Genomic DNA, 20,300 nt, shown 5'->3' on the forward strand with positions numbered 1-20,300 from the left:
CCCCGGCCGCAGCGCGAGGATCGTCGCCGCACCGGTGACCAGGGTGATCCAGAACTTGATCCAGACCCAGTGGTACCGGGCCAGGCCCCAGGGCGTACCCAGGGAGAGCACCAGACCGCTGACGAGGGTGATGACGACAACGGGCGCGAGCAGCCAGTCGGCGAAGACCTTCATCGCGCGGTAGGAGGCGTCGGTGAGGGTGGAGTCGCCGGTGGTGTACGCGGTGATCCCCAGCGTGAGCAGGCCAAGGGTGAGGCCCAGCCAGCTCACGGAGACGGCGACATGGACGACGACGAGTGCCCGGCGGGCGGGCCGCTTGAGTGGTTTCACGTGAAACACGGTGTCGCGATTCGAGCCGGAGGGCGTCTGACGGCGGGAGTAACCGTCCGTACTAACCTCGGCGTACATGGACAGCCCCGGGAAGCACATCGGCGCCCGCGCGAGCAGCCGCCTCCCCTCGCGCCCTCGCCCGCGCACCCTCCACCTCTTCGACCTCGACGGCACGCTGATCCGGGGATCGGCCGCCGCTGTCGAGATCTCGCGGCAGCTCGGGGTGAGCGCCGAGATCGCGGAGCTGGAGCGCGAGTTCCTGACCGCCGGACTGGCCCCGGACGAGTTCGCCGTACGGGCCAGGGAGCTGTGGGCGGAACTCACCGCCGCACAGGTGGAGGCGGCCTTCGAGGGGGCACCGTGGCTGGCTGGGATCCGGGAAGTCTGGGAGGACATCCGCGCGCGGGGTGACTACTGCGCCGTCATCACACTCTCGCCCGACTTCTTCGTGGAACGCCTGCTGCCGTGGGGCGCGCACGCCACATACGGTTCGCGCTGGCCGGCCTTGCCGTTCACACAGCCACTGGACCGGGCGGGGATTCTCGACGCGGCGGCCAAGGTCCGGATCGCGAACGAGCTGTGCGCGCGGTTCGGGGTGCGGCTCGACGACTGTGTCGCCTTCGGTGACTCCATGTCGGACGCGGCGATCTTCGCCTCCGTACCCCGCGCGGTGGCGGTGAACGCGGACCACCATCTGGCCGGGCTCGCCACGCACACGTACACGGGCGGCGATCTGCGCGAGGCGTTCGCGCTGCTCGGCCACACGACCTAGAGCGGGTCTCCCGGATCAGGCCAGGTCAGGCGCGTGCATCGCCCGTACGCCCTCGATGTTGCCGTCCAGATAGTGCCGCAGCGAGAGCGGTACGAGATGGACGGCCGCGATCCCGACGCGGCTGAACGGCACCCGTACGATCTCGTACTCCCCGCAGGGCTCGTCCATCTCCGGCCCGTGCCGCAGTGACGGATCCATCGACTGGAGCCGGCAGACGAAGAAGTGCTGGACCTTCACGCCGGTGACGCCATGGTCCGCGATGTGCTCGACGGTGTCGACGAAGCACGGAATGACATCGGTGATCTTGGCGCCCAGCTCCTCGTCCACCTCGCGGTGGAGCGCGTCGACGACGGTGGCGTCGTCCGGCTCGACCCCGCCGCCGGGAGTCAGCCAGTACGGATCGACACCAGGCTTCGTGCGCTTGATGAGAACGAGATGGTCGCCGTCGAGCAGGATGGCGCGTGCGGTGCGCTTGACGACGGGCCGTTCAGTCATGGGAAGAGCGTGGCCCGATACGGCCGTGTCGAAACTCCCTCGCGCCCGGGGCGTGCCTCGAAAGCGCTTGCCGGGCCTGCGCTCGTGACGATCCACCGACGTGTCGGCCGGCGGGGTGGAGAACCACCACCCGCAGGTCGCCGGGCCCGCGCGTGGCTGCCCGGGGCGTCGCCGCGTATGACCTCGGTCGGTCACCAGTCCACCGAAGCGCGCAGGAGCCATTCGTGCGCCCGCGCGATGTGCGGCAGGGCCAGCGTGCCGGTGCGTACGACGAGGAAGTACGTGCGCAGCGGGGGCACCGGCGGGTCGTAGAGGGCGACGATCTCACCGCGTTCGAGGGCGGCTTCGCACAGGTAGCGGGGCAGTACGGCCAGCCCGGCGCCGGCCGCCGTGCTCTCCAGGACGGCGCGCAGGTCGGGTGCGATGACGGCGCCCGCGGCGGCCGGCCGCGAGTCGAAGACCGACGCCCAGTAGCGGGAGACGAGCGGCAGGGACTCGTGGACCTCCACCACCGGCAGCTGTTCCAGTACGACATGGCCCTCGCGCAGCACGTCGTGGCCCAGCCGCGCCGCCCAGCGGGGCGAAGCGACCAGGACGTGCTCCTCGTCGCAGAGCGGGGTCGCGGTGAGCAGTCCGCCGCGTGGCCGGGCGGTGGCGATGGCGAGGTCGTGGTGTCCGGCGGCGAGGCCGTCCAGGGTCTCCTCGGCGTTGGCGAAGAAGGAGGCGCGGAGCGCGAGGCCCTGGCCGATCAGCGGGGTGAGCGCGGGCAGGGCGCGTGCGGAGGTGAACTCCGGCGGCCCCGCGAGATGCAGTGTCCGGACGCCCCACTCGTCGTCGAGCCCGGTCTCGGCGATCTCCACCAGCGCGTCGAGGTGGGGCGCGGCGCGGTGGGCGAGCTCGTCGCCGATGGTGGTGGGGGTGACACCACGGGCCTGCCGCAGGAACAGCGGGCGGCCCAACTGGCGTTCCAGCGTGCGTATCTGGCCGGTGACCGCGGGCTGGGAGAGCCCCAGCAGCGCGGCGGCGCGAGTGAAGGAGCCGGCTCGGTGGACGGTGACGAAGGTGCGCAGCAGGGCCAGATCCATGGCAGCCCTCCTCAACTTCCGGGCTCACGCGAACCCGTCCCAGGGTCCGTCGCCGGAGCGTCCAACTATAAATAAGTCGATAGGCGGCTGTCGCTACTGTGATTGGACACTGACGCACAGTCAACTAGCCTTGTTGGCGTGGTTCTTCGCGCGTGGAACCCATGGGTGGTCCGAGCCACGAGGGGGGAGGCTCGGACCGTCCGTTCCACGTCGGGGTCCTTTCCGTACGGTCGGGCGAGGTCCTCTCAGGGGCTGGCTTCCGTCAGCGCGCGCAGCACGTCCGCGATGAGGTCGTCGGGGTCCTCGGCGCCCACGGAGAACCGGATGAAGCCCTCCGGTACGGCGTCGCCGCCCCACCGCCCCCGCCGTTCCGCGGTCGACCGCAGCCCGCCGAAGCTCGTCGCGTCGTCCACCAGTCGCAGTCCGTCCAGGAAGCGCTCGGCGTGGTCCCGGTCGGGCAGGACGAACGACACCACGCACCCGTAGCGCCGCATCTGCGTGGACGCGACGGCGTGCGAGGGGTCGTCGGGCAGTCCGGGGTAGCGCAGCCCGCTCACCTCCGAGCGCCCGCCCAGCGCCCGCGCGAGCAGCAGCGCGCTCGCGCACTGCCGGTCGACGCGCAGTTGAAGGGTGGCCAGTGAGCGGTGGGCGAGCCAGGCCTCCATCGGCCCGGGGATGGCGCCGGCGATCTTGCGCCAGCGCCGCACGCCCGCCGCCAGTTCGGGATCCTCACAGGTCACGTGCCCCAGGAGGATGTCACCGTGGCCCGTCATGCCCTTGGTGTCGCTGGCCACGGAGAAGTCCGCGCCGAGTTCCAGGGGACGCTGGCCGAGCGGGGTGGCGAGCGTGTTGTCGACGGCGACGAGAACGCCCTGGTCGTGCGCCGCCCGCACCAGGCGGCGGATGTCGCAGACGTCGAGCCCGGGGTTGGACGGGGTCTCGATCCACAGCAGCCGGGCACCGGCCAGCACGTCGAGCTGCGCGTCGCCGCCGGTGGGCGCGGTCCGCACCTCGATGCCGTACGCCGTGAGCTGCTCCCGCAGCAGCGGCAGCGCCTGATAGCCGTCGTCCGGCAGCACGACCGCGTCGCCGGTGCGCAGCTGGGAGAAGAGCACCGCGGAGATCGCGGCCATCCCGGAGGCGAAGGCGACCGTCTCGACGACCCGGCCGGGGGCCTCCAGCTCGCCGATGGCCCGTTCCAGATGGGTCCAGGTGGGGTTGGTGTCACGGCCGTAGGTGTACGGGCCGGTCGGCTCGCCCGGCAGATGGAAGTGGGCGGCGAACACCGGTCCCGGCATGGTCGGTTCGTACTTCACCGGGTCGGGCAGCCCGGCCCGTACGGCGCGGGTGCCGTCCCCGACCTCGTGGTCCGGACCCGGCGCGGCGCCGGTACCGCTCTCCGCGGGCTCCATGGGCGATCAGTCCTTGTCGTCGGGGAGCACGACGTTCAGCGCCCACGACACGATCGAGATGATGAGCCCGCCGAGCACGGCCGTCCAGAAGCCCTCGACATGGAAGCTCAGGTCGAGCTTGTCGGCGAGCCAGGAGGTCAGCAGCAGCATCAGCGCGTTCACGACCAGGGTGAACAGCCCCAGGGTGACGATGAACAGCGGCAGTGTCAGCAGCTGGACTATGGGCTTGACGAGGAAATTCACCAGCCCGAAGATCAGCGCCACGATCACCAGCGCGAGTGCCTTCTTGCCGGTGCTGTCGCCGGTCAGGGTGATGTCATTGATCAGCCAGATCGCCACGGCCAGCGCTCCCGCGTTGGCGATCGTCTTGACTAGGAAATTCTTCATGGTGTGATCGTGGCATGAAGGCATTCCGACTTGACGAGCTGGAGGCGGAACGTGCCGCCAACGACGGGGCATATCTGCAGTTTGTACGGGAAAGGAACATGTCCGTCGGCCTGTACGCGCTCGACGCCGGCACCACCGACCCGCAGCAGCCGCACCGCCAGGACGAGGTCTACTTCGTCGTGAGCGGGCGTGCGGCGATCACCGTGGGCATGGAGACGACGCAGGTCGGGCGGGGCAGCGTCGTCTACGTACCGGCCGGTACGCCGCACAAGTTCCACCACATCACCGAGGACCTGCGGGTGATGGTCGTCTTCTCTCCGCCGGAGGGCTGAGGCGACCCGCCACTCAGGGTGGAGAGGAGCGACCGCGGACCCTCACCCGTGTCGTCAGGGTCGGATCAGGGGAGTCCCAGGGCTCCGGAACCTCCGCTCCGGCCCGCGCCGCTCTAGCATCGAAGACAACGGGAACGTGGGAACGGACCTCACGTACTCACGCTCCTTCGGGCTTCAGGGCTTCAGGTACTCACGGAACGAGGTAGGGACGATGGCGGTACGGGAGATTGTCGCGGGAATGCCCTGGTGGGTGAAGTGGATCGCGTTGCCCGTGGTCGTTCTCGTCGTGTTCGGCGGGTTGATCGCGAGCCTGGTCGGAATTGTGATCGCACTGCTGTTCAAGGTGCTGATCCTGGTGGCCCTGGTCGGCGGGCTCGTCTTCGCCGTACGGAAGTTCACCTCCTCCTCGTCCTCGCGCGGCGACTGGTAGGCCCCCCGCCGCCCCCGCCGGGGCGCCGCCGCACCCCGGCCGTTAGCCCGCGCGGGGGAAAGGCGGAGACGAAACCACTCCCTCCTCAGAAGCTGCCATTAGAGTGGCAAGCCTCTACCGCATCCTGCGAAAACAGCGTCGATGGTCGCTTTGACCAGCGCATTGTGTGAGTTCTCGGCGCCGGACCTCAGACTCTGTTCGAGGTCCCGCGAGGGTGTGGCAGGCGCGGGGGCGGCCCCCGCGAGCGGGCGCACGCCCGTCAGTACGCCTGGGGGTGACCTTTGGCCACAGCGACGACGCCAGCTGTCCCAACCCTGATCGGTTCGGTGCGGCGTGCGCTGCGCCTACTGGAGTCGGCCGGCGCCCATCCGAACGGCGCCCCGGCGAAACAGCTCGCGCGCGAGGCCGGTCTCCCCCTTCCCACCGCCTATCACCTGTTGCGCACCCTGACCCACGAGGGCTATCTCCGCCGCGAGAAGGGTGTGTTCTTCCTGGGGGACGCGGTGGACCGCCTGGTGAGCGGTGCGGGTCCACGGCTGGGCCCGGCCCGGCGCACCATGGCCGAATCGATGGAGCACTGCCGCGACCTGATCGGGGCGCCGGTGTATTTCGCGATCTACCGCGAGGGCGAGATCGAGATCGTCGCCGTGGCGGACAGCCCCGCCGCGCCCGCCGTCGCCGAATGGGCGGACTTCCGCGAGACCGCGCACGCGCACGCGATCGGCCAGTGTCTGCTGAGCCAGCTCGACGAGGACGCCCGCCGGGACCATCTGGACCGGCACCCCGTGGGCCCGCTCACCCCCTTCTCCGTCGCCGACCGGCGCACACTGCTGTCACGCCTCGCCGCCATGGGGCGTACGGGACCGGTGCTCGAGCGCCAGGAGTACGTGCTCGGCCAGGTCTGCGCCGCCGTACCGATCAGGGCCGGGGCGACGGTCGCGGCGCTCGCGACGTCCGTGCCGCTCCATCAGGAGGAAAGACTGCTTCCCGCTGTCGAACGGCTATGCAAAGAGATCGGAAACATGATCGGCTCGCTGGAATTCTCTATCAGTATCTGAAATATCACTCCTTGTGATCTGTTACTGCGTGCTGGACGATTAAGAAGAGGATCAAGGGGCATCAATACCGGACGTTTCACCCCTCAAACCCCCGAAATCCCTCTGAATTTCTTACTCTCCGTAACTTTCCGTCATCCACTGCGGGGTACATGATGCGCGAGTTGGTTCAGGCCGAAGTCCTGATGAGTTTCCTCGTCTCCGAAGAGCTCTCATTTCGAATTCCCGTGGAACTCCGTTACGAGACGGCGGACCCCTACGCGGTGCGAATGACGTTCCATCTGCCCGGCGACGCCCCGGTCACCTGGGCCTTCGGCCGCGAGCTGCTGGTCGACGGCATCAACGAACCCAGCGGCGACGGCGACGTCTACATCTCGCCGACCGAGCCCGAAGAACTCTCCGACGTCCACATCAGACTGCAGGTCGGCACCGAGCACGCCCTGTTCCGGGTCAGCGCACCGCCGCTGGTCGCCTTCCTCGACCGTACGGACCGGCTGGTCCCGCTCGGCCAGGAGATGGCGCTCGGGGACTTCGAGACCAACCTGGAGGAGACCCTCGGCCGCATCCTCGCGGAGGAGAACGCGGGCTGAGCGGTCGCCCCCGACGGGGTGGAGGGCTACGCCTTACGGCGCCGCCCGCCCCCGCCGCGCGCCCGCAGCCCCCCGAACGGCGCCCTGGCAGGCGCCTTCGACGGCCCTTCCGTCGGCGCTCCCGAGGGTGCCCCTGACGGCGCCCCCGTCGCGGCCTCCGTCCCTGTTCCCCCCGACGACCCCGGCCGGTCGGCCGACACCACCAGCGCCGCCAGCGCCGTGGTCACCGGCACCGACGCGACCAGACCGATCGACCCCACCAGGGTCCGTACGATCTCCTCGGCCACCAGCTCGCTGGTGGCCACCGTCCCCACGCTCGACTCCGCGATCGTGAAGAGCAGCAGCAGTGGCAGCGCCGCGCCCGCGTAGGCCAGCACGAGCGTGTTGACCACCGACGCGATGTGGTCGCGGCCGATCCGGATCCCCGCCCGGTAGAGCGCGCGGGGCCCCATGGTCGGATCCGCCTGACGCAGCTCCCACACAGCCGAGGTCTGGGTGACCGTCACATCGTCGAGCACGCCGAGCGATCCGATGATGATGCCCGCCAGCAGCAGACCGCTCATGTCGATCTCCGGATACAGACCGTGGATCAGCCCGGTGTTGTCGTCCGTGTTGCCCGTCAGACTCGCCCAGCCGATGAACAGCGAGCCCAGCAGCCCGATCAGCAGCAGCGAGATCAGCGTGCCGAGGACGGCGACCGACGTACGGGCCGTCAGGCCGTGGCACAGATAGAGCGCGATCAGCATGATGGCGCTCGCCCCCACGACCGCGACGACGAGCGGATTCGAGCCCTGGAGAATCGCCGGCAGGATGAACAGCGTCAGTACGGCGAACGAGATGACGAGCGCGACCAGTGCCATCAGTCCGCGCAGCCGCCCCACCACGATCACCGCGAGCGCGAAGATCCCGGCCAGCAGCGCCATCGGCACCGTGCGGTCCACGTCCGTGACCGAGTACTGGAGATCACGCGGCGCGTCGGGCGCGTAGGCGACCACGACGCCCTGTTTCACGTGAAACTGCCGGGGCGCGTCCGGCTGGACGACCTCGACGAACGTGCGCCCCTTGTTCTTGCCGCTCGTTACCTCGACCGTCGCCTTCACACAGTCCCCGGTCTGCGCGCGCTGTGCCTCACGCCCCTCCGGCGTCGATGTGTCACCCGTCGGCGGGACCTGCGCGGCGTTCACGTCCTTGCAGTCGACCTGCTCGATCTTCACCACCTGGCCCTGCTCGGTCTGCCGGTCGAAGCCGACACCGGTGCGTTCGTGCGCCGGGGCGCCGCCGGGCCAGAGCACGGCGAGTCCGACAACGACGGCCGTCGCGAAGGGAATCAGCACCGCGGCGATGACCTTGCGCAGATGCTTGGAGACCGGCGCGGCCGGCCCATGGCTGTGCGAGTGGCCGTGCGAATCGGGTGTCTGCTGGGGTGAGGTCACCGACCGATCATCGCAAGAACGGCGAAGGCCCTCTGTTCAGCACGCCCGACATCGCGTTAGCGTGGTGCTGCCTTTACACACGCGGGAGCTCGGAGCACCGGGCTGAGAGGACGCTGACTGTGGAGTTCCGGGGTCTCCCCGGACCCCTGAGCTGCGTCGACCGCCGAACCTGTTACCGGGTAATGCCGGCGTAGGGAGTAGGTCTCCATGACCGTTCAGGACACACGCACGTCTGCCTCCAGCGGCTCCGATCCGGAGAGTCCGGGAGAGGCCGAGCGGCCCATCGGCTGGCACAAGGGATACGTGGAGGGTTCACGCCCCGACCTCCGGGTGCCGGTCCGGCAGGTGCGTCTCACCAACGGCGACGACGTGACGCTGTACGACACGTCCGGGCCGTACACCGACCCCACCGTCGAAACCGACGTACGGCGCGGCCTCGCACCGCTCCGGGAGAACTGGATCATCGGCCGCGGTGACACCGAGGAGTACGCGGGCCGCCCCGTCCGCCCCGAGGACGACGGCCTCAAGCACACCTCACCGCGCGGCGGGCTGCTCCGGAGCGGAGCGACTGATCTACGGGGCCTGGACGCCGTCTTCCCCGGCCGCCCGCGCCAGCCGCGCCGGGGCCGCGACGGGCAGGCGGTGACCCAACTCGCTTACGCCCGGCGGGGCGACATCACCCCGGAGATGGAGTACGTCGCCATCCGGGAGAACGTCGCGCCCGAGGTCGTACGCGACGAGATCGCGGCCGGCCGCGCCGTGCTGCCGGCCAACGTCAACCACCCCGAGATCGAGCCGATGATCATCGGCAAGCGGTTCCTGGTGAAGGTCAACGCCAACATCGGCAACTCCGCGGTCACCTCCTCCATCGAGGAGGAGGTGGACAAGATGACCTGGGCCACCAAGTGGGGCGCCGACACGGTCATGGACCTCTCCACCGGCCGCAACATCCACACCACCCGCGAGTGGGTGCTGCGCAACTCACCCGTCCCCATCGGCACCGTGCCGCTCTACCAGGCACTGGAGAAGGTCGACGGCCGGGCCGAGGAGCTGACCTGGGAGATCTACAAGGACACGGTCGTCGAACAGGCCGAACAGGGCGTCGACTACATGACCGTCCACGCGGGCGTACTGCTGCGGTACGTGCCGCTGACGGCCCGCCGCAAGACCGGCATCGTCTCGCGCGGCGGCTCGATCATGGCGGCGTGGTGTCTGGCGCACCACCAGGAGTCTTTCCTGTACGAGAACTTCGAGGAGCTGTGCGACATCCTCGCGGCGTACGACGTGACGTACTCCCTCGGTGACGGCCTTCGCCCCGGCTCGATCGCCGACGCCAACGACGAGGCGCAGTTCGCCGAGCTGCGGACGCTGGGCGAGCTGAACACCATCGCCAAGCGGCACCATGTGCAGACCATGATCGAGGGCCCCGGCCATGTCCCGATGCACAAGATCAAGGAGAACATCGACCTCCAGCAGGAGATCTGCGAGGAGGCGCCGTTCTACACGCTCGGCCCGCTGACGACGGACGTCGCCCCGGCGTACGACCACATCACCTCCGGTATCGGCGCGGCGATGATCGCCTGGTGGGGCACGGCGATGCTCTGCTACGTGACTCCCAAGGAGCACCTGGGCCTGCCGAACCGCGACGACGTGAAGACCGGCGTCATCACCTACAAGATCGCGGCGCACGCGGCGGATCTGGCCAAGGGGCACCCGGGGGCGCGGGAGTGGGACGACGCGCTGTCGGACGCGCGGTTCGAGTTCCGCTGGGAGGACCAGTTCAATCTGGCGCTCGACCCGGACACGGCACGGGAGTTCCACGATGAGACGCTGCCCGCCGAGCCGGCGAAGACCGCGCACTTCTGCTCGATGTGCGGACCGAAATTCTGTTCGATGAAGATTAGCAGAAGCATCACAGAGCAGTTCGCCCCTGACCTGCTCTCTTCCGCTTCGGACGACGAGATCGAGGCGGGGATGCTGGAGAAGTCCAAGGAGTTCGCGGCGAACGGCAACCGCGTGTACCTGCCGCTGGCTGACTGAATGACGAGGGGGCAGGTCATTGACCTGCCCCCTCGCCCGTGTGTTCAGAACGGAAGCTCTGGGGTGCTCGCGCCGCGTGTGATGGTCAAGATCCGTTCGTGGAAGTCGCGCGTGGAGACCTCGCGGGGGAAGCGGGAGCGGAGTTCGTTGTCGAGCTCGTTGGCGACCAAAAGCAGAGAGGGAAGAGACTTCCGGTCGGCGGCAAGAGCAGCGGTGCCCATGCCTACGGCCTCCTCTATCTCACCGTTCCGGGCGGCGCCGACTCCGAGTGTGAGGCGGGCTTCCGCAGCGCGCATGGGGGAGATCTCGGTGCCGTCGGGCCCGGTGCTGATCCGGATCACCGACCGTGCGTGGACGGCGGCGCGTTCGTCATCACCGAGCAGGCGGTACGCGTCCATCTCGTAGAAGTCCCACTTGTCGGGGTCGATGATGAAGTGGTGTTCGGGATGATCCGGGCGGGCCAGGCGGTCCAGCCTTGCGCGCCCGGCGTCCAGGGAGTCGCGGACCAATCGCGCGTCTCCCATCCGGGCTGCCGCGCGAGCCTTGTGCGCGTACAACTGCACGCCGACGGAGTGCGTCTGATCGGCGACGTGCCCGGCTTCCACCGCGGTGAGCATGTCCTGCCATCGGCTCTGCGTGAGGGCGAACCATGCCTCGATCTCCCACGCCCACGCCTTGATCTCGCCGTGGCCGGCCTCCTCGCCGATGCGGAGTGCGGCGGCCTTGCTGAGGTTGGCGGCTTCCCGCTGGCCCCGGTCGTACTGGACGCACGCGTTGAGCAGGAACAGCCAGCCCGCGTTGACGAGCAGTTCCCGGTGCTGGCGCAGTGTCATCCGGCTCTCAAGCTGCTTGGTGACGTACTGCAAGCCGTTCCGAGTGCGCTGATGCAGGTGGTCGGCATCGGCGTACGGGTAGGCGCGGGCCAACTGGTCGATGCCCTGCTCGATCGACTCCAGGGCTGCGCTGTTGATGCTGGACATCTCCGTTCGCCGCAGTAGCTCGGCTATGTCCCACAGTCCCGCACCACCCTCCGCGAGCAGCGTGCTCGGGTCCTCCGGCTGGGAGGTGTTCGCTCTTTGCTCCAGCTCCCATGGGCGTGGGGAGAGTCCAGCGAGGTGGCCAGGAATGCGCAGTCCGTCAACCACTTCAAGAATCTTGCGGTACTGGGTGATGCGGGGGCGAACGCCCTTGCCTTCGGTTTCGTCCTTGGCCATCTTGCCGATGTGCTCGCGCTTGTAGCCGACGGCCTCGGCGATCTTGGCGTAGCTGATCTTGCCGTGCAGCCTGGCGAGTCTGAAGACCTCGCCGAAATCGTGGTTGGCGATCGCGGACCGGACGTCGGCGCGCTCCAGCACGTGTGGCGGCAGTGCTGCGGGCGTCGGAGCAACTTCGGCCATCTCACTTCCCCTAATGATTGACCTATCAACTCTTCGGGGTGCGTCTCGCGAGTGTACCCAAGAGGGGGGTCCCCAAGAGGGGGGAGCGACGGCTGGTGTTAGGGGTGCATTCTCGGCTCACCCTGCCGGGAACGCCCCGGTGGACGTGACCGAGGACGGTCGATCGTGTCATGGCAACCGGAAAGATCACGCAAGGCTTGCTCCCGGCAGCAGAGGCGGGATTCGTCGGGCCTGCGGGGGTAGCGGCAGCGAGCCGCTTTCGCGCGCTCACACTCTTCGCAGACGCAGAGGACACCCCGCAGGCGGCGCGGCGCATAGCGGTTGAAGCACTCAGGAGCTGGGATCTCGGAGATCTCGCCGACGACGTTGAACTGTGTGTCTCAGAGCTGGTCGGCAACGTGGTGCTCCATGTGATCGCCGACCGCCACTCGGTGGAGCCCGGCCACCGCCCGGTGATCACACTCACCCTGCGGTCCTGGCCTCGGTGGTTGTTCGTGGATGTGGCCGATGAAGACTCCGACCCGCCCACGCTGCCGCTCGGCGACGGCTTCGGCCCGGACCTCGCCGAGGATCTCCCGGAAGCGCTGCTACCCGATCACGGGCGGGGGTTGCACATCGTGCGCACCCTGGCCGACGGCTTGTGGTGGACGCCTGACGAGGGCGGAGGCAAGAGCGTCTTCTGCCGCTTCGACCTCGGCGGTTCTGTCGGAGCACCTTCCATGGCTACTGGTGAGCGGCGGTCGGCGTGATGACACGGATGTTGGCGCTGCGGGTACGGCGCGGCGACGCGATCAGCGATCGGGGCCGACGGCGAGAGGTCAAGGCAGTGCGCTCGGGCCGAGGTGGCTCCGGGGGGTCGGCTGTGGTGCTGATCTTCAAGTCGGGGCCTGCCCTGCTGGTGAATGCCACAGACATGGTGAAAGTGGAGCGCGGCGGACGTGGTTCAGATCGGGAGGAGCGGAGATGACGACGCGGGAGGTATGGCGCTACGCGAACTGGGCGTTGCATACGGACACTTCGGGGAGCGGGCCGATCTACGTAACCGAGTGCACCTCGTGCGGCGAGTCCTCCGGGGCGGCGGACGACAGAGAGGGCCCGGAGACCTGGTGCCTCAAGCACGCGGGACGCACCGGTCACACCGGCTTCCGGAGCGTGATCACCAGCTTCTTCCGAGCCTCGTTGGTGGAGGGCCCCCGATGACCTGTCGATAGTCCGGCGCGAGCTGGGTCGTGCGCAACAACCGCAGACGCAAGACCGGACCACCCCGTGACCTGGCGGGCTGGGGGTGGTCCGGTTAGGAATCCCATGATCAGGACCCTGGTGCCGATGGTACCGGGGCCGTCGTCGTGTTCTCGTTCGATGCGCCCCTGATGGACAGTCATAAGCCAGTACGGGGAAGGGACTTGACGCAGATGTATGACCACGCGGGTTTCGAGGGCGAGGCATTCGACTCTGAGGCGGTGTTGTGGGTGCGCGGGGTCGACTACGTGGCGGGCTGGCGCGAGGCCGGGCAAGCGGCGGCGGAACTCGGCGACGCGCTGACGAGAGTGGGCTTGGACATGGAAGGGGCCAAGCTCCGAGCGGGGGCGGCTGCGGACGGCTCGGGGATCGTACGGCTGGAGCTATCGGCGGCGACCGCGCAAGAGGTGGCGATGCTGGCCCGGTTGACGGCGGCGCGGTTGCGTAAGGCCAGTTGAGCGCTCGCCAGTGTCGGAACCCGTGAGCCCCGAGCGTCAGCTTTTGGCACGGCAGCCACTACCGGACGGCGCTGGTGTGCATCTCCGTCCGGCCTCGTTGAGGTCAACGACCCTTTGATCCGTAGCTCTTGAGACCTGCTAACGGATGGGGTTGGTCGCCGCGGTTGCGGTACTTCTGCGCTGTACAACCACAACTGATCACGTGCGGCTGTGACCTGGGGCCGCCTAATTGGTCGACGCCCTGACCTGCTGCTGAGCTGTTAACGCTGAGCGCCCTTCCATGGCCCCGTGCTGGCCCGGGAGGGCGCTCGCGCGTGCGAGAGCTTTGCCTCGCCGACTGGGCGTTCATGTCCACCAGACGTAGCGGCAGCTCAGGATAATGGCGTATAGCGACCACGGCAAGCAATCGTTTGACTATAGGTAGCCGTACGGAAGGGGATTCCGAGAAGCGCGCATCTAGCCGTGATAGCTCACCCAAAAACCTGAAAATGCCCCATGTGCACCGAGCGGCTGCGATACTCCAGTGGTGCTAGCAGCAACGAATGCAACCAGCGTAGGAGCGCTACCGGCTGCCGCGGTGGTGGCGGCATGTGCGCTTTTGTTTACTATTGCCTCATTCTGGTGGCTCAATGCGCGCCAAGGATTGCTCAAATCCTATGCGCCTCATTCATTTGCTGCGGCCGTAACGGGCAGCAAGACGCTGATTCGAATCCCCCTGATTTTCTTCAATACCGGCCCGAAGCCGATCATTGTGCAGAATCTCCGCCTTGTCTTTCCGAGTGTTGAGCGAGACGGGGTTATCGTGCTGCCTTGGAGTACGACTCGCGACAGAATTAGACCAGAAAGAGACGACGACCCTAGACTCCCCAGTGTCTTCGTTGTGGCCGGGCGCTCTGCCGTGCAGGTATTTGTTGAATTTAGTACACCATTTCCTAACTTCATTCCTGAGCATCAAGAATATCAGGCCACAATCCAATGCAAGCTCGGCCATAGAAAGCAATGGAAGGGCTTGTTAGTCTTTCCTATTCAGCTTGGCAATATCGCTAGTCCGGCGAAATACATCGCGTACAGTAACGAGCCTGATGTGATCGCAGAACCCGATCGCAATAAGGCTACTGACGCCCTCGAAATCCTGCGATCTTCGGTCCCCAATGTCTCGAATTCGGCGAATGGTGGACCGGATTGAGAATAGTATGGAGTGCAAATGCCCATTCCGTCTCTGCCTCGATTTCTCTACCTGGATGAGAAAGGTCTTGAGGAGTATCTTTCTGTAGTGGAGGAAGGTCTTTCTGACGAATCAAAGAAGCGGCGTCTGTCGAGCGGATCAGTGGTCGACTCCGGGGTGCTCGGAGAGCCAATGGGTGGTGACTCTAGTTCCGAAGAGGAGCGGATCGTTCGCGAGACGGCTAGCCAGCGTTTCATTCGTCTGGTCACTGCGCTCGACGATGCGTCTGCACGCTGGCGATTCCGCGATATCGAAGACCTTGCGGAGGAGTTCGAAAAAACCGCGGTAGCCGATATCGTGCAGGTGCAGTGTGAAGTGGAGATCCCTCCCTTCATTCGCATGTTCAGCCAGCCGGATCAATTGGATGGCATGGTGAACATGCTTGAAGCGTTTCGGGCAATGGCTCCCATGCTGGGGCAGGACCTTGAGGGGCTACCCGGGAAGAAGGAAACAAAAGCGTTTCGTGATTTCGGCAAGGCTATGAAGTCCGACGTAGTCATTGTAGGGGACCAAGAAGATGGTGGTCCTCAGATCACGGGAAAGCTGAACAAAGACTACATGCGTGACGCAGTTGAAGGCGATGTTTTCATTCTGGGGAAGGTCTCCAAGCGGCTGAAGGATGGTGAAACCCATTCCCTTCTAGCAATTCCCGGTGCGTCTCTGATGAGCCGAAAGCAACGTCGGGAGGCCGCTCGGCAAGAACAGACGGACGAGACCACGCTGGTCGGACCAGCTCTGACCCTAGATATTCTCGCGATCTACCGCTGACTTGGTCGACAGGTCGGTGGAGGGGCTTTGGGCTGGAGCTGCTTTGGGGCGAGTGATCATGGCCCCTTAAGCTTCCGGCGCGTCGGGCAGTCTGTGGACCTGCCCGGTAAAGCACGACGTTGGGGCCATGATTATAGAGGCTCGCCCCAAAGTGGCTGCCTAAAGCCGTGGAGCCGACCGCCCCAGCCACGGAGGGTTTCTCCTCACCACTGGCGTTCGCTCTTCAGTCGCGCGACCGGCGTAGCCGGGCCCGCAGCGGGGCGGAGACAGGAGCGGCGGGGCCCGGCGGTGAGCCGGGGAGCGCGCGGCGAGCGGAGCGAGGCGCCTTGAGTAAGTGAAGACAGGTTTCGACAGTTCGCAGGGGCGCCCCGTTTAGACGGCGTGGAGTGTGCGGGGGCTGTCGGCGGTGATGCGGTAGGCGAGTTGGGTGCGGTCGGCGCCTGTGCGGAGTTCTTCGAGGATCAGTGGGTGTTGGTCGGTGCCGTGGGTGGTGCGGGTGGTGTGGATGATCGGGGTGGCGTCGGGGGTGTGGAGTGCGGCGCGTTCGTCCGGCAGGGGCATGCGGGCGCTGACGGTTTCGTGCCAGGTGAGCGTGTGGCCGGCCTTGGTGAGCAGGGCGTAGATCTGCTCCGGTTCGGTGTCCGGGGCTTCGGCGAGCTGCTTCGCCTGGTTCGCGGTGGCGAACGGGATGAGGATGCGGTGCAGTGCGCGGGTGTCGGTGTCCGGGTCGGTCAGTAGTCGGTCCACGGCGAACAGCGCTTCGCCTTCGGCCAGTTCGAGCAGCGGGCCCGTGATAGCCGTGGTGGTGGTGCGGTAGATCGTCGGGGCCTCGGCCTGCTGCCACTGGTGGTGGCCGGTGCGGAAGGTCTTGCCGCTGCGGGTGATGGTCCGTTCGATGGTGACCGCTGGAGCGGGGACGGCCCGGACGTAGCTGCCCTTGCCGTGGATGACCTCGATGAGCCCTTCCGCGCGCAGTGCGGCGATGGCCTTGCGGACGGTGGGCCGACTGACCTTGTAGCGGTCGATGAGCTGGGCTTCTGAGGGGAGCGGGGCTCCGGGCGTGTACTCACCGGCACTGATGCCGCTGCGGATCTCGGCGGCAACCTGCTGGTACAGCGCACCGGGTCGCTGGATCTCTCCCATGCCGGGCTCTCCTCGTCACCTGTTGTGGATCATCATGACGTGAGCTGACGTCACTCGTAAGCATAAGTGGTTGCGCTTCTCGGTCAAGACATGCACACTCTCCACTCGTAAGCACGAGTGACATCACGTGATGTCTCGATGATCGAGGAGGCCCCACCTTCATGCAGTCCATCCCTGTGGACACATCCCGGCTCGGCGTACTGCGGTGCGCCGTCGGGCCTGAACCCAAGATCGCGGATTTCGAAACCAAGGAGGTCAAGAGGGACAAGGAAGGCAACACCATCTACAGCGTCGCCGTCACGGTCCGTCAGGAAGGTCGCCGCGTCTCGGTGATCGAGATCTCCGTCACCGGAGAACCCAAGGGAGTTGTCGAAGGGGCAGAGGTACGCGTGACCGGCCTCGACGCGTTCTCCTGGGCCATGGGCGACCGGCACGGAATCAGCTTCCGCGCCGCCGCCATCACCCCCGTACCGGCCAGCGGTGCAACGGCCACGGGACCGGCTGGCAAGGGTGGTGGGGCCTGATGGGACCGATCATGCTCGCCTTCTGCCTCGCCCTGCTGGCCTGGCTGCTGGTCATCGGCAAGGAGGTGCAACAGCGGCGACCGGACTGGCACTGGTACCTGACCGGCTACCCCCGCGCCGCCCTGCGGGTAATGCTCACCTGGCGCAAGGTGGCCTACGTCAACGACCTGACGGTCTCCCACAAGCCGAACCACCACATCGTGGGCGGCTTAGCCGTCAGGGGCGAACCACTGCAAACCCTCACGCCGCGCTGCTCCTTCCCCCGCCCCACACGGAGCGGTCTGGAACTGACCGTCCGACTCCGAGCAGGGCAGACTCCGGCCCCCTTCTTTGCGGCGGCTGACGCCTTCGCCCATTCATGGCGCATGCACGCGGTACGGGTCACCTCGCCGGAACGTGGCGTCGTACTCATCGCCGCGACGGCGAGTGACCCGCTGGAGCATCCCGGCCGTCCTGCGGTGCGAGAGTCGGCGGTGCTGCTGTCGGCGGTGGTCGGAGCGCTGGAGACGGGCCGTGCGTGGGTGATGGACTTCCGGCGCGTGCCGCACTGGCTGATCGTCGGCGCGACACAGTCCGGTAAGTCCACGCTGATCGCCCGACTGATCACCCAACTCGCCCCACAGCCCGTCGCCCTGGTCGGCATCGACTGCAAGGGCGGCATCGAACTGGGGCTGGTCGAACAGCGGCTCTCCGCCCTGGCCACCTGCCGCAGCGAGGCGGTCACCGTCCTCGGCGCCCTGGTCACCGACATGCAAGAGCGCATGCGCCTGTGCCGCCAGGCGGGTGCCCGCTCGATATGGGACCTGCCCGACAAGCAGCGACCGGTACCGGTCGTCGTGATCGTCGACGAACTGGCAGAGCTGTACCTGACCAACGGCAGCAAGGAGCAGCGGGCAGAGGCCGAGCAGTGCTCGACCTACCTCCTGCGGTTGGCCCAGCTCGGTGCGGCACTCGGCGTCCACTTGGTGGTGGCCGGCCAGCGGGTCGGCTCCGATCTCGGGCCCGGAGTCACTGCCCTACGGGCCCAGTTGGGCGGCCGTATTTGCCATCGTGTCAACGATCCCGGCACGGCGGAAATGGCGCTCGGCGATCTCAACAAGGACGCCGTGGTGGTCGCTCAGTCGATCGGTGAGATGGAACAGGGCGTTGCCGTGACGACGGGCGATCTGAGCGGTTGGATGCGGGGCCGGTCCCATCTGACGACGACGGCGGAAGTGCAGTCCACAGCGGCGGAGTTCGCGGACCTGACCCCGTACCTGCCGTACCTGGGGAACTCGGCCGACGGGGGTGATGACGCATGAGCGAGTCGACGGCTCTGCCGCTGATGCTCGTCTTCGGGCTCGTCACCGTGCTTCTCGTCCGCTCCCGCGAGGTGCGGTGGTGGGAAGCGGTACTGATCGCCCTGTTCGGCATGTACCTCGGTCAGACACCGGTCATCTTCACGGCGGACGGCCTCGTGAACTGGTTCCTGTCCGCCTTCACTCACTCCTAGACAACCAGGGAGACACCGAAAGATGCCCATGCGTCGTGTCCGCTGCCCGATCTGCAAGGGCGAGCGCTACCGCAAGACCCGCTCCGGCCACCGGCGGCGCTGCCGCTGCTGCCGGGGCACCGGCACCATCCGCTGATCCACCGACCACCACCCACTGACGAACCGGGAGTGATCTCCATGGACGAATCCCACCCACCCCAAACCATCCGTGCCGCTACGGCGGCCCACCCCGGGAGGTCGCCACCATCCCCGCAGAGAATCCCTCGGCTGACAGACGCGCCGTGCTTGACCGCTCGGCGCGTCTGCGTCAGCTCTCCGAAGTCGACCAAGACCTGATCCACCTCGTCCAAGACCCCCGGTTCGGCCGGTGGCTGGAACAAGTGAGGTCTACCGGCGGCTGCGCCCACCCGATCCATCTCACCGGCTCCACCACCACCCGCGACACCGGCACCGGCGAAGTCCTGCACCACTACGACACCGCCACAGAACCCGCTGAACGGCTGCTGATCCGCTGCCGCAACCGCCGCGCGACCGTCTGCGCCCCCTGCTCCCGCCTCCACGCGGGCGACACCTTCCACCTGGTCCGCGCCGGACTCGTCGGCGGCAAGTCCGTACCAGCGGACGTACAGCAACGGCCCCGACTGTTCCTCACCCTGACGGCCCCCTCCTTCGGCGCCGTCCACCGCGCCACCGCAGACAGCGAACGATGCAGACCCCGCCGTCACGTTGACCGTTGCGAGCACGGACGCTCACCCGGCTGCCCGGCCACCCATGACCCGACCGATCCGCTCGTCGGGCAACCGCTCTGTCCCGGCTGCTACGACTACCCGGCCCACGTCCTGTGGCACGCGCACGCCGGACGGCTGTGGAAGGCGTTCACAGACAACCTCTACCACCACCTCGCCGCTCGCACCGGTCACACCCGCAGCGGCCTGCGGCGCACCGTGCGCATCTCCTACGCCAAAGTCGCCGAGTACCAAAAGCGCGCGGCCGTCCACGTCCACGCCGTGGTCCGACTCGACGGCGCACACGGGCCCGATACCCCGCCCCCTGCCTGGGCTACCGCCGAAGTCCTCGCCGCCGTGGTGCACACCGCTGCGGCGGCCGTACGACTCCACACTCCGTACAGCCGCGCCCTGGGAGAGCACGAACTGCGCTGGGGCGACCAGCTCGACGCCCGGCCGCTCCGCGCCTTCGACGGTCGCGAGGGCCTGGCCGACGACGCCGTAGCCGCGTACGTCGCCAAGTACGTCACCAAGGGAGCCGCCGACACCTCCGCCGGCCTCGACCACCCGATCACCAGCCCCACCGACATCGCTGCGGCTCGGCTGTCGGCTCACGTACGCACCCTCATGGCCGCGTGCTGGCGACTCGGCGGCCTCCCGGAACTGGAACCGCTGCGCCTGCGCGCCTGGGCCCACACCCTCGGATACCGGGGCCACATCCTCACCAAGTCCCTTGCCTACTCGACCACTTACGGGGCCCTGCGCGCCGAACGCGCCGACCACGAACGGGCCGCACCCGATTACGCCGACGAACCCGACGCGATCACCGATGCCCACTGGCGATACGTCGGCTCAGGGCACACCTCCGGCGCTGCCCTCATCGCCGCTGGGGTCGCTGAGGACCAGGCCCAGAACCGCGAGATCGCTCGCGCGGAATCGGAGTCTGCGGGTGGCGCCGCGACATGAAC

Annotated in this window: 22 protein-coding genes and 1 pseudogene; 15 read left to right on the top strand and 8 right to left on the bottom strand. The window is 67.5% G+C overall.

Annotation, left to right across the window (positions count from 1 at the left end; all coding sequences use genetic code 11):
- Nucleotides 1-330: pseudogene (locus P3L51_RS18990) on the bottom strand (DUF2269 domain-containing protein); the annotation flags it as partial.
- 76 nt (nucleotides 331-406) lie between these two features.
- On the opposite strand from P3L51_RS18990, the gene P3L51_RS18995 reads away from it, so the two are divergent.
- Entirely contained in the window at nucleotides 407-1,102 is a 696-nt protein-coding gene (locus tag P3L51_RS18995; RefSeq protein ID WP_354606446.1) for an HAD family hydrolase, read from the top strand.
- A 15-nt stretch (nucleotides 1,103-1,117) separates the two neighbouring features.
- On the opposite strand, the gene P3L51_RS19000 is transcribed toward P3L51_RS18995, so the two are convergent.
- The 4 genes from P3L51_RS19000 to P3L51_RS19015 all read right to left on the bottom strand — a co-directional run bounded on the left by P3L51_RS19000 (nucleotide 1,118) and on the right by P3L51_RS19015 (nucleotide 4,481).
- A complete protein-coding gene (locus P3L51_RS19000) occupies nucleotides 1,118-1,597 on the bottom strand; it encodes an NUDIX domain-containing protein (protein ID WP_354606447.1) in 480 nt (159 codons plus the stop codon).
- 191 nt (nucleotides 1,598-1,788) lie between these two features.
- Nucleotides 1,789-2,682 (bottom strand): LysR family transcriptional regulator, encoded by an 894-nt coding sequence (locus P3L51_RS19005; protein ID WP_354606448.1) that lies wholly within the window; start codon nucleotides 2,680-2,682, stop codon nucleotides 1,789-1,791.
- Nucleotides 2,683-2,927: 245 nt separating this feature from the next.
- A complete protein-coding gene (locus P3L51_RS19010; RefSeq protein WP_354606449.1) occupies nucleotides 2,928-4,094 on the bottom strand; it encodes a cystathionine gamma-lyase in 1,167 nt (388 codons plus the stop codon).
- Nucleotides 4,095-4,100: 6 nt separating this feature from the next.
- Nucleotides 4,101-4,481, bottom strand: a complete 381-nt coding sequence (locus P3L51_RS19015) for a phage holin family protein (protein WP_354606450.1) — start codon at nucleotides 4,479-4,481, stop codon at nucleotides 4,101-4,103.
- Between the two features lie 14 nt (nucleotides 4,482-4,495).
- On the opposite strand from P3L51_RS19015, the gene P3L51_RS19020 reads away from it, so the two are divergent.
- The 4 genes from P3L51_RS19020 (at nucleotide 4,496) to P3L51_RS19035 (ending at nucleotide 6,888) form a co-directional block, all read left to right on the top strand.
- On the top strand, nucleotides 4,496-4,813 hold the full coding sequence (locus P3L51_RS19020) for a cupin domain-containing protein (RefSeq protein ID WP_354606451.1): 318 nt from the start codon (nucleotides 4,496-4,498) through the stop codon (nucleotides 4,811-4,813).
- 211 nt (nucleotides 4,814-5,024) lie between these two features.
- Complete coding sequence (locus P3L51_RS19025) at nucleotides 5,025-5,243, top strand: DUF5326 family protein (protein ID WP_354606452.1); 219 nt, start codon at nucleotides 5,025-5,027, stop codon at nucleotides 5,241-5,243.
- A gap of 281 nt (nucleotides 5,244-5,524) precedes the next feature.
- The gene (locus P3L51_RS19030; protein ID WP_354606453.1) at nucleotides 5,525-6,301 is read left to right on the top strand and encodes an IclR family transcriptional regulator; all 777 of its coding nucleotides are present in this window, start codon (nucleotides 5,525-5,527) and stop codon (nucleotides 6,299-6,301) included.
- A 152-nt stretch (nucleotides 6,302-6,453) separates the two neighbouring features.
- Complete coding sequence (locus tag P3L51_RS19035; RefSeq protein ID WP_354606476.1) at nucleotides 6,454-6,888, top strand: SsgA family sporulation/cell division regulator; 435 nt, start codon at nucleotides 6,454-6,456, stop codon at nucleotides 6,886-6,888.
- 26 nt (nucleotides 6,889-6,914) lie between these two features.
- On the opposite strand, the gene P3L51_RS19040 is transcribed toward P3L51_RS19035, so the two are convergent.
- Nucleotides 6,915-8,321 (bottom strand): YibE/F family protein, encoded by a 1,407-nt coding sequence (locus tag P3L51_RS19040; RefSeq protein WP_354606454.1) that lies wholly within the window; start codon nucleotides 8,319-8,321, stop codon nucleotides 6,915-6,917.
- Between the two features lie 207 nt (nucleotides 8,322-8,528).
- Between P3L51_RS19040 and thiC the strand changes: the two genes are divergently transcribed.
- Nucleotides 8,529-10,361: a phosphomethylpyrimidine synthase ThiC gene (gene thiC, locus P3L51_RS19045; protein ID WP_354606455.1), complete on the top strand. Its 1,833-nt coding sequence runs from the start codon at nucleotides 8,529-8,531 to the stop codon at nucleotides 10,359-10,361.
- Between the two features lie 44 nt (nucleotides 10,362-10,405).
- Here thiC and P3L51_RS19050 read toward each other — a convergent pair whose 3' ends face one another.
- The gene (locus P3L51_RS19050; protein ID WP_354606456.1) at nucleotides 10,406-11,758 is read right to left on the bottom strand and encodes an NsdA family TPR-like regulatory protein; all 1,353 of its coding nucleotides are present in this window, start codon (nucleotides 11,756-11,758) and stop codon (nucleotides 10,406-10,408) included.
- A gap of 170 nt (nucleotides 11,759-11,928) precedes the next feature.
- On the opposite strand from P3L51_RS19050, the gene P3L51_RS19055 reads away from it, so the two are divergent.
- From P3L51_RS19055 to P3L51_RS19075, 5 genes are all read left to right on the top strand, one after another.
- Nucleotides 11,929-12,507, top strand: a complete 579-nt coding sequence (locus P3L51_RS19055) for an ATP-binding protein (RefSeq protein ID WP_354606457.1) — start codon at nucleotides 11,929-11,931, stop codon at nucleotides 12,505-12,507.
- Between the two features lie 214 nt (nucleotides 12,508-12,721).
- Nucleotides 12,722-12,958, top strand: a complete 237-nt coding sequence (locus P3L51_RS19060; RefSeq protein ID WP_354606458.1) for a DUF7848 domain-containing protein — start codon at nucleotides 12,722-12,724, stop codon at nucleotides 12,956-12,958.
- 212 nt (nucleotides 12,959-13,170) lie between these two features.
- Nucleotides 13,171-13,455: a hypothetical protein gene (locus P3L51_RS19065; protein ID WP_354606477.1), complete on the top strand. Its 285-nt coding sequence runs from the start codon at nucleotides 13,171-13,173 to the stop codon at nucleotides 13,453-13,455.
- Between the two features lie 526 nt (nucleotides 13,456-13,981).
- A complete protein-coding gene (locus P3L51_RS19070; protein ID WP_354606459.1) occupies nucleotides 13,982-14,641 on the top strand; it encodes a hypothetical protein in 660 nt (219 codons plus the stop codon).
- A gap of 18 nt (nucleotides 14,642-14,659) precedes the next feature.
- Nucleotides 14,660-15,448 (top strand): DUF6414 family protein, encoded by a 789-nt coding sequence (locus tag P3L51_RS19075; RefSeq protein WP_354606460.1) that lies wholly within the window; start codon nucleotides 14,660-14,662, stop codon nucleotides 15,446-15,448.
- 372 nt (nucleotides 15,449-15,820) lie between these two features.
- On the opposite strand, the gene P3L51_RS19080 is transcribed toward P3L51_RS19075, so the two are convergent.
- Nucleotides 15,821-16,591: a GntR family transcriptional regulator gene (locus P3L51_RS19080; RefSeq protein ID WP_354606461.1), complete on the bottom strand. Its 771-nt coding sequence runs from the start codon at nucleotides 16,589-16,591 to the stop codon at nucleotides 15,821-15,823.
- Nucleotides 16,592-16,752: 161 nt separating this feature from the next.
- Between P3L51_RS19080 and P3L51_RS19085 the strand changes: the two genes are divergently transcribed.
- The 4 genes from P3L51_RS19085 (at nucleotide 16,753) to P3L51_RS19100 (ending at nucleotide 20,298) form a co-directional block, all read left to right on the top strand.
- Nucleotides 16,753-17,115, top strand: a complete 363-nt coding sequence (locus tag P3L51_RS19085; protein ID WP_354606462.1) for an SCO3933 family regulatory protein — start codon at nucleotides 16,753-16,755, stop codon at nucleotides 17,113-17,115.
- Nucleotides 17,115-18,416 carry an FtsK/SpoIIIE domain-containing protein gene (locus P3L51_RS19090; protein ID WP_354606463.1) on the top strand — a complete coding sequence of 434 codons (1,302 nt, stop codon included), beginning with the start codon at nucleotides 17,115-17,117 and terminating at the stop codon, nucleotides 18,414-18,416. The genes P3L51_RS19085 and P3L51_RS19090 overlap by 1 nt, the downstream gene beginning before the upstream one ends.
- On the top strand, nucleotides 18,413-18,607 hold the full coding sequence (locus tag P3L51_RS19095) for a hypothetical protein (RefSeq protein ID WP_329145398.1): 195 nt from the start codon (nucleotides 18,413-18,415) through the stop codon (nucleotides 18,605-18,607). The genes P3L51_RS19090 and P3L51_RS19095 overlap by 4 nt, the downstream gene beginning before the upstream one ends.
- A gap of 281 nt (nucleotides 18,608-18,888) precedes the next feature.
- Nucleotides 18,889-20,298 (top strand): replication initiator, encoded by a 1,410-nt coding sequence (locus P3L51_RS19100; RefSeq protein WP_354606464.1) that lies wholly within the window; start codon nucleotides 18,889-18,891, stop codon nucleotides 20,296-20,298.
- Nucleotides 20,299-20,300: the final 2 nt, after the last annotated feature.

The sequence above is a fragment of the Streptomyces panacea genome (assembly GCF_040560175.1).
In the GTDB taxonomy this organism is placed as follows: domain Bacteria; phylum Actinomycetota; class Actinomycetes; order Streptomycetales; family Streptomycetaceae; genus Streptomyces; species Streptomyces panacea.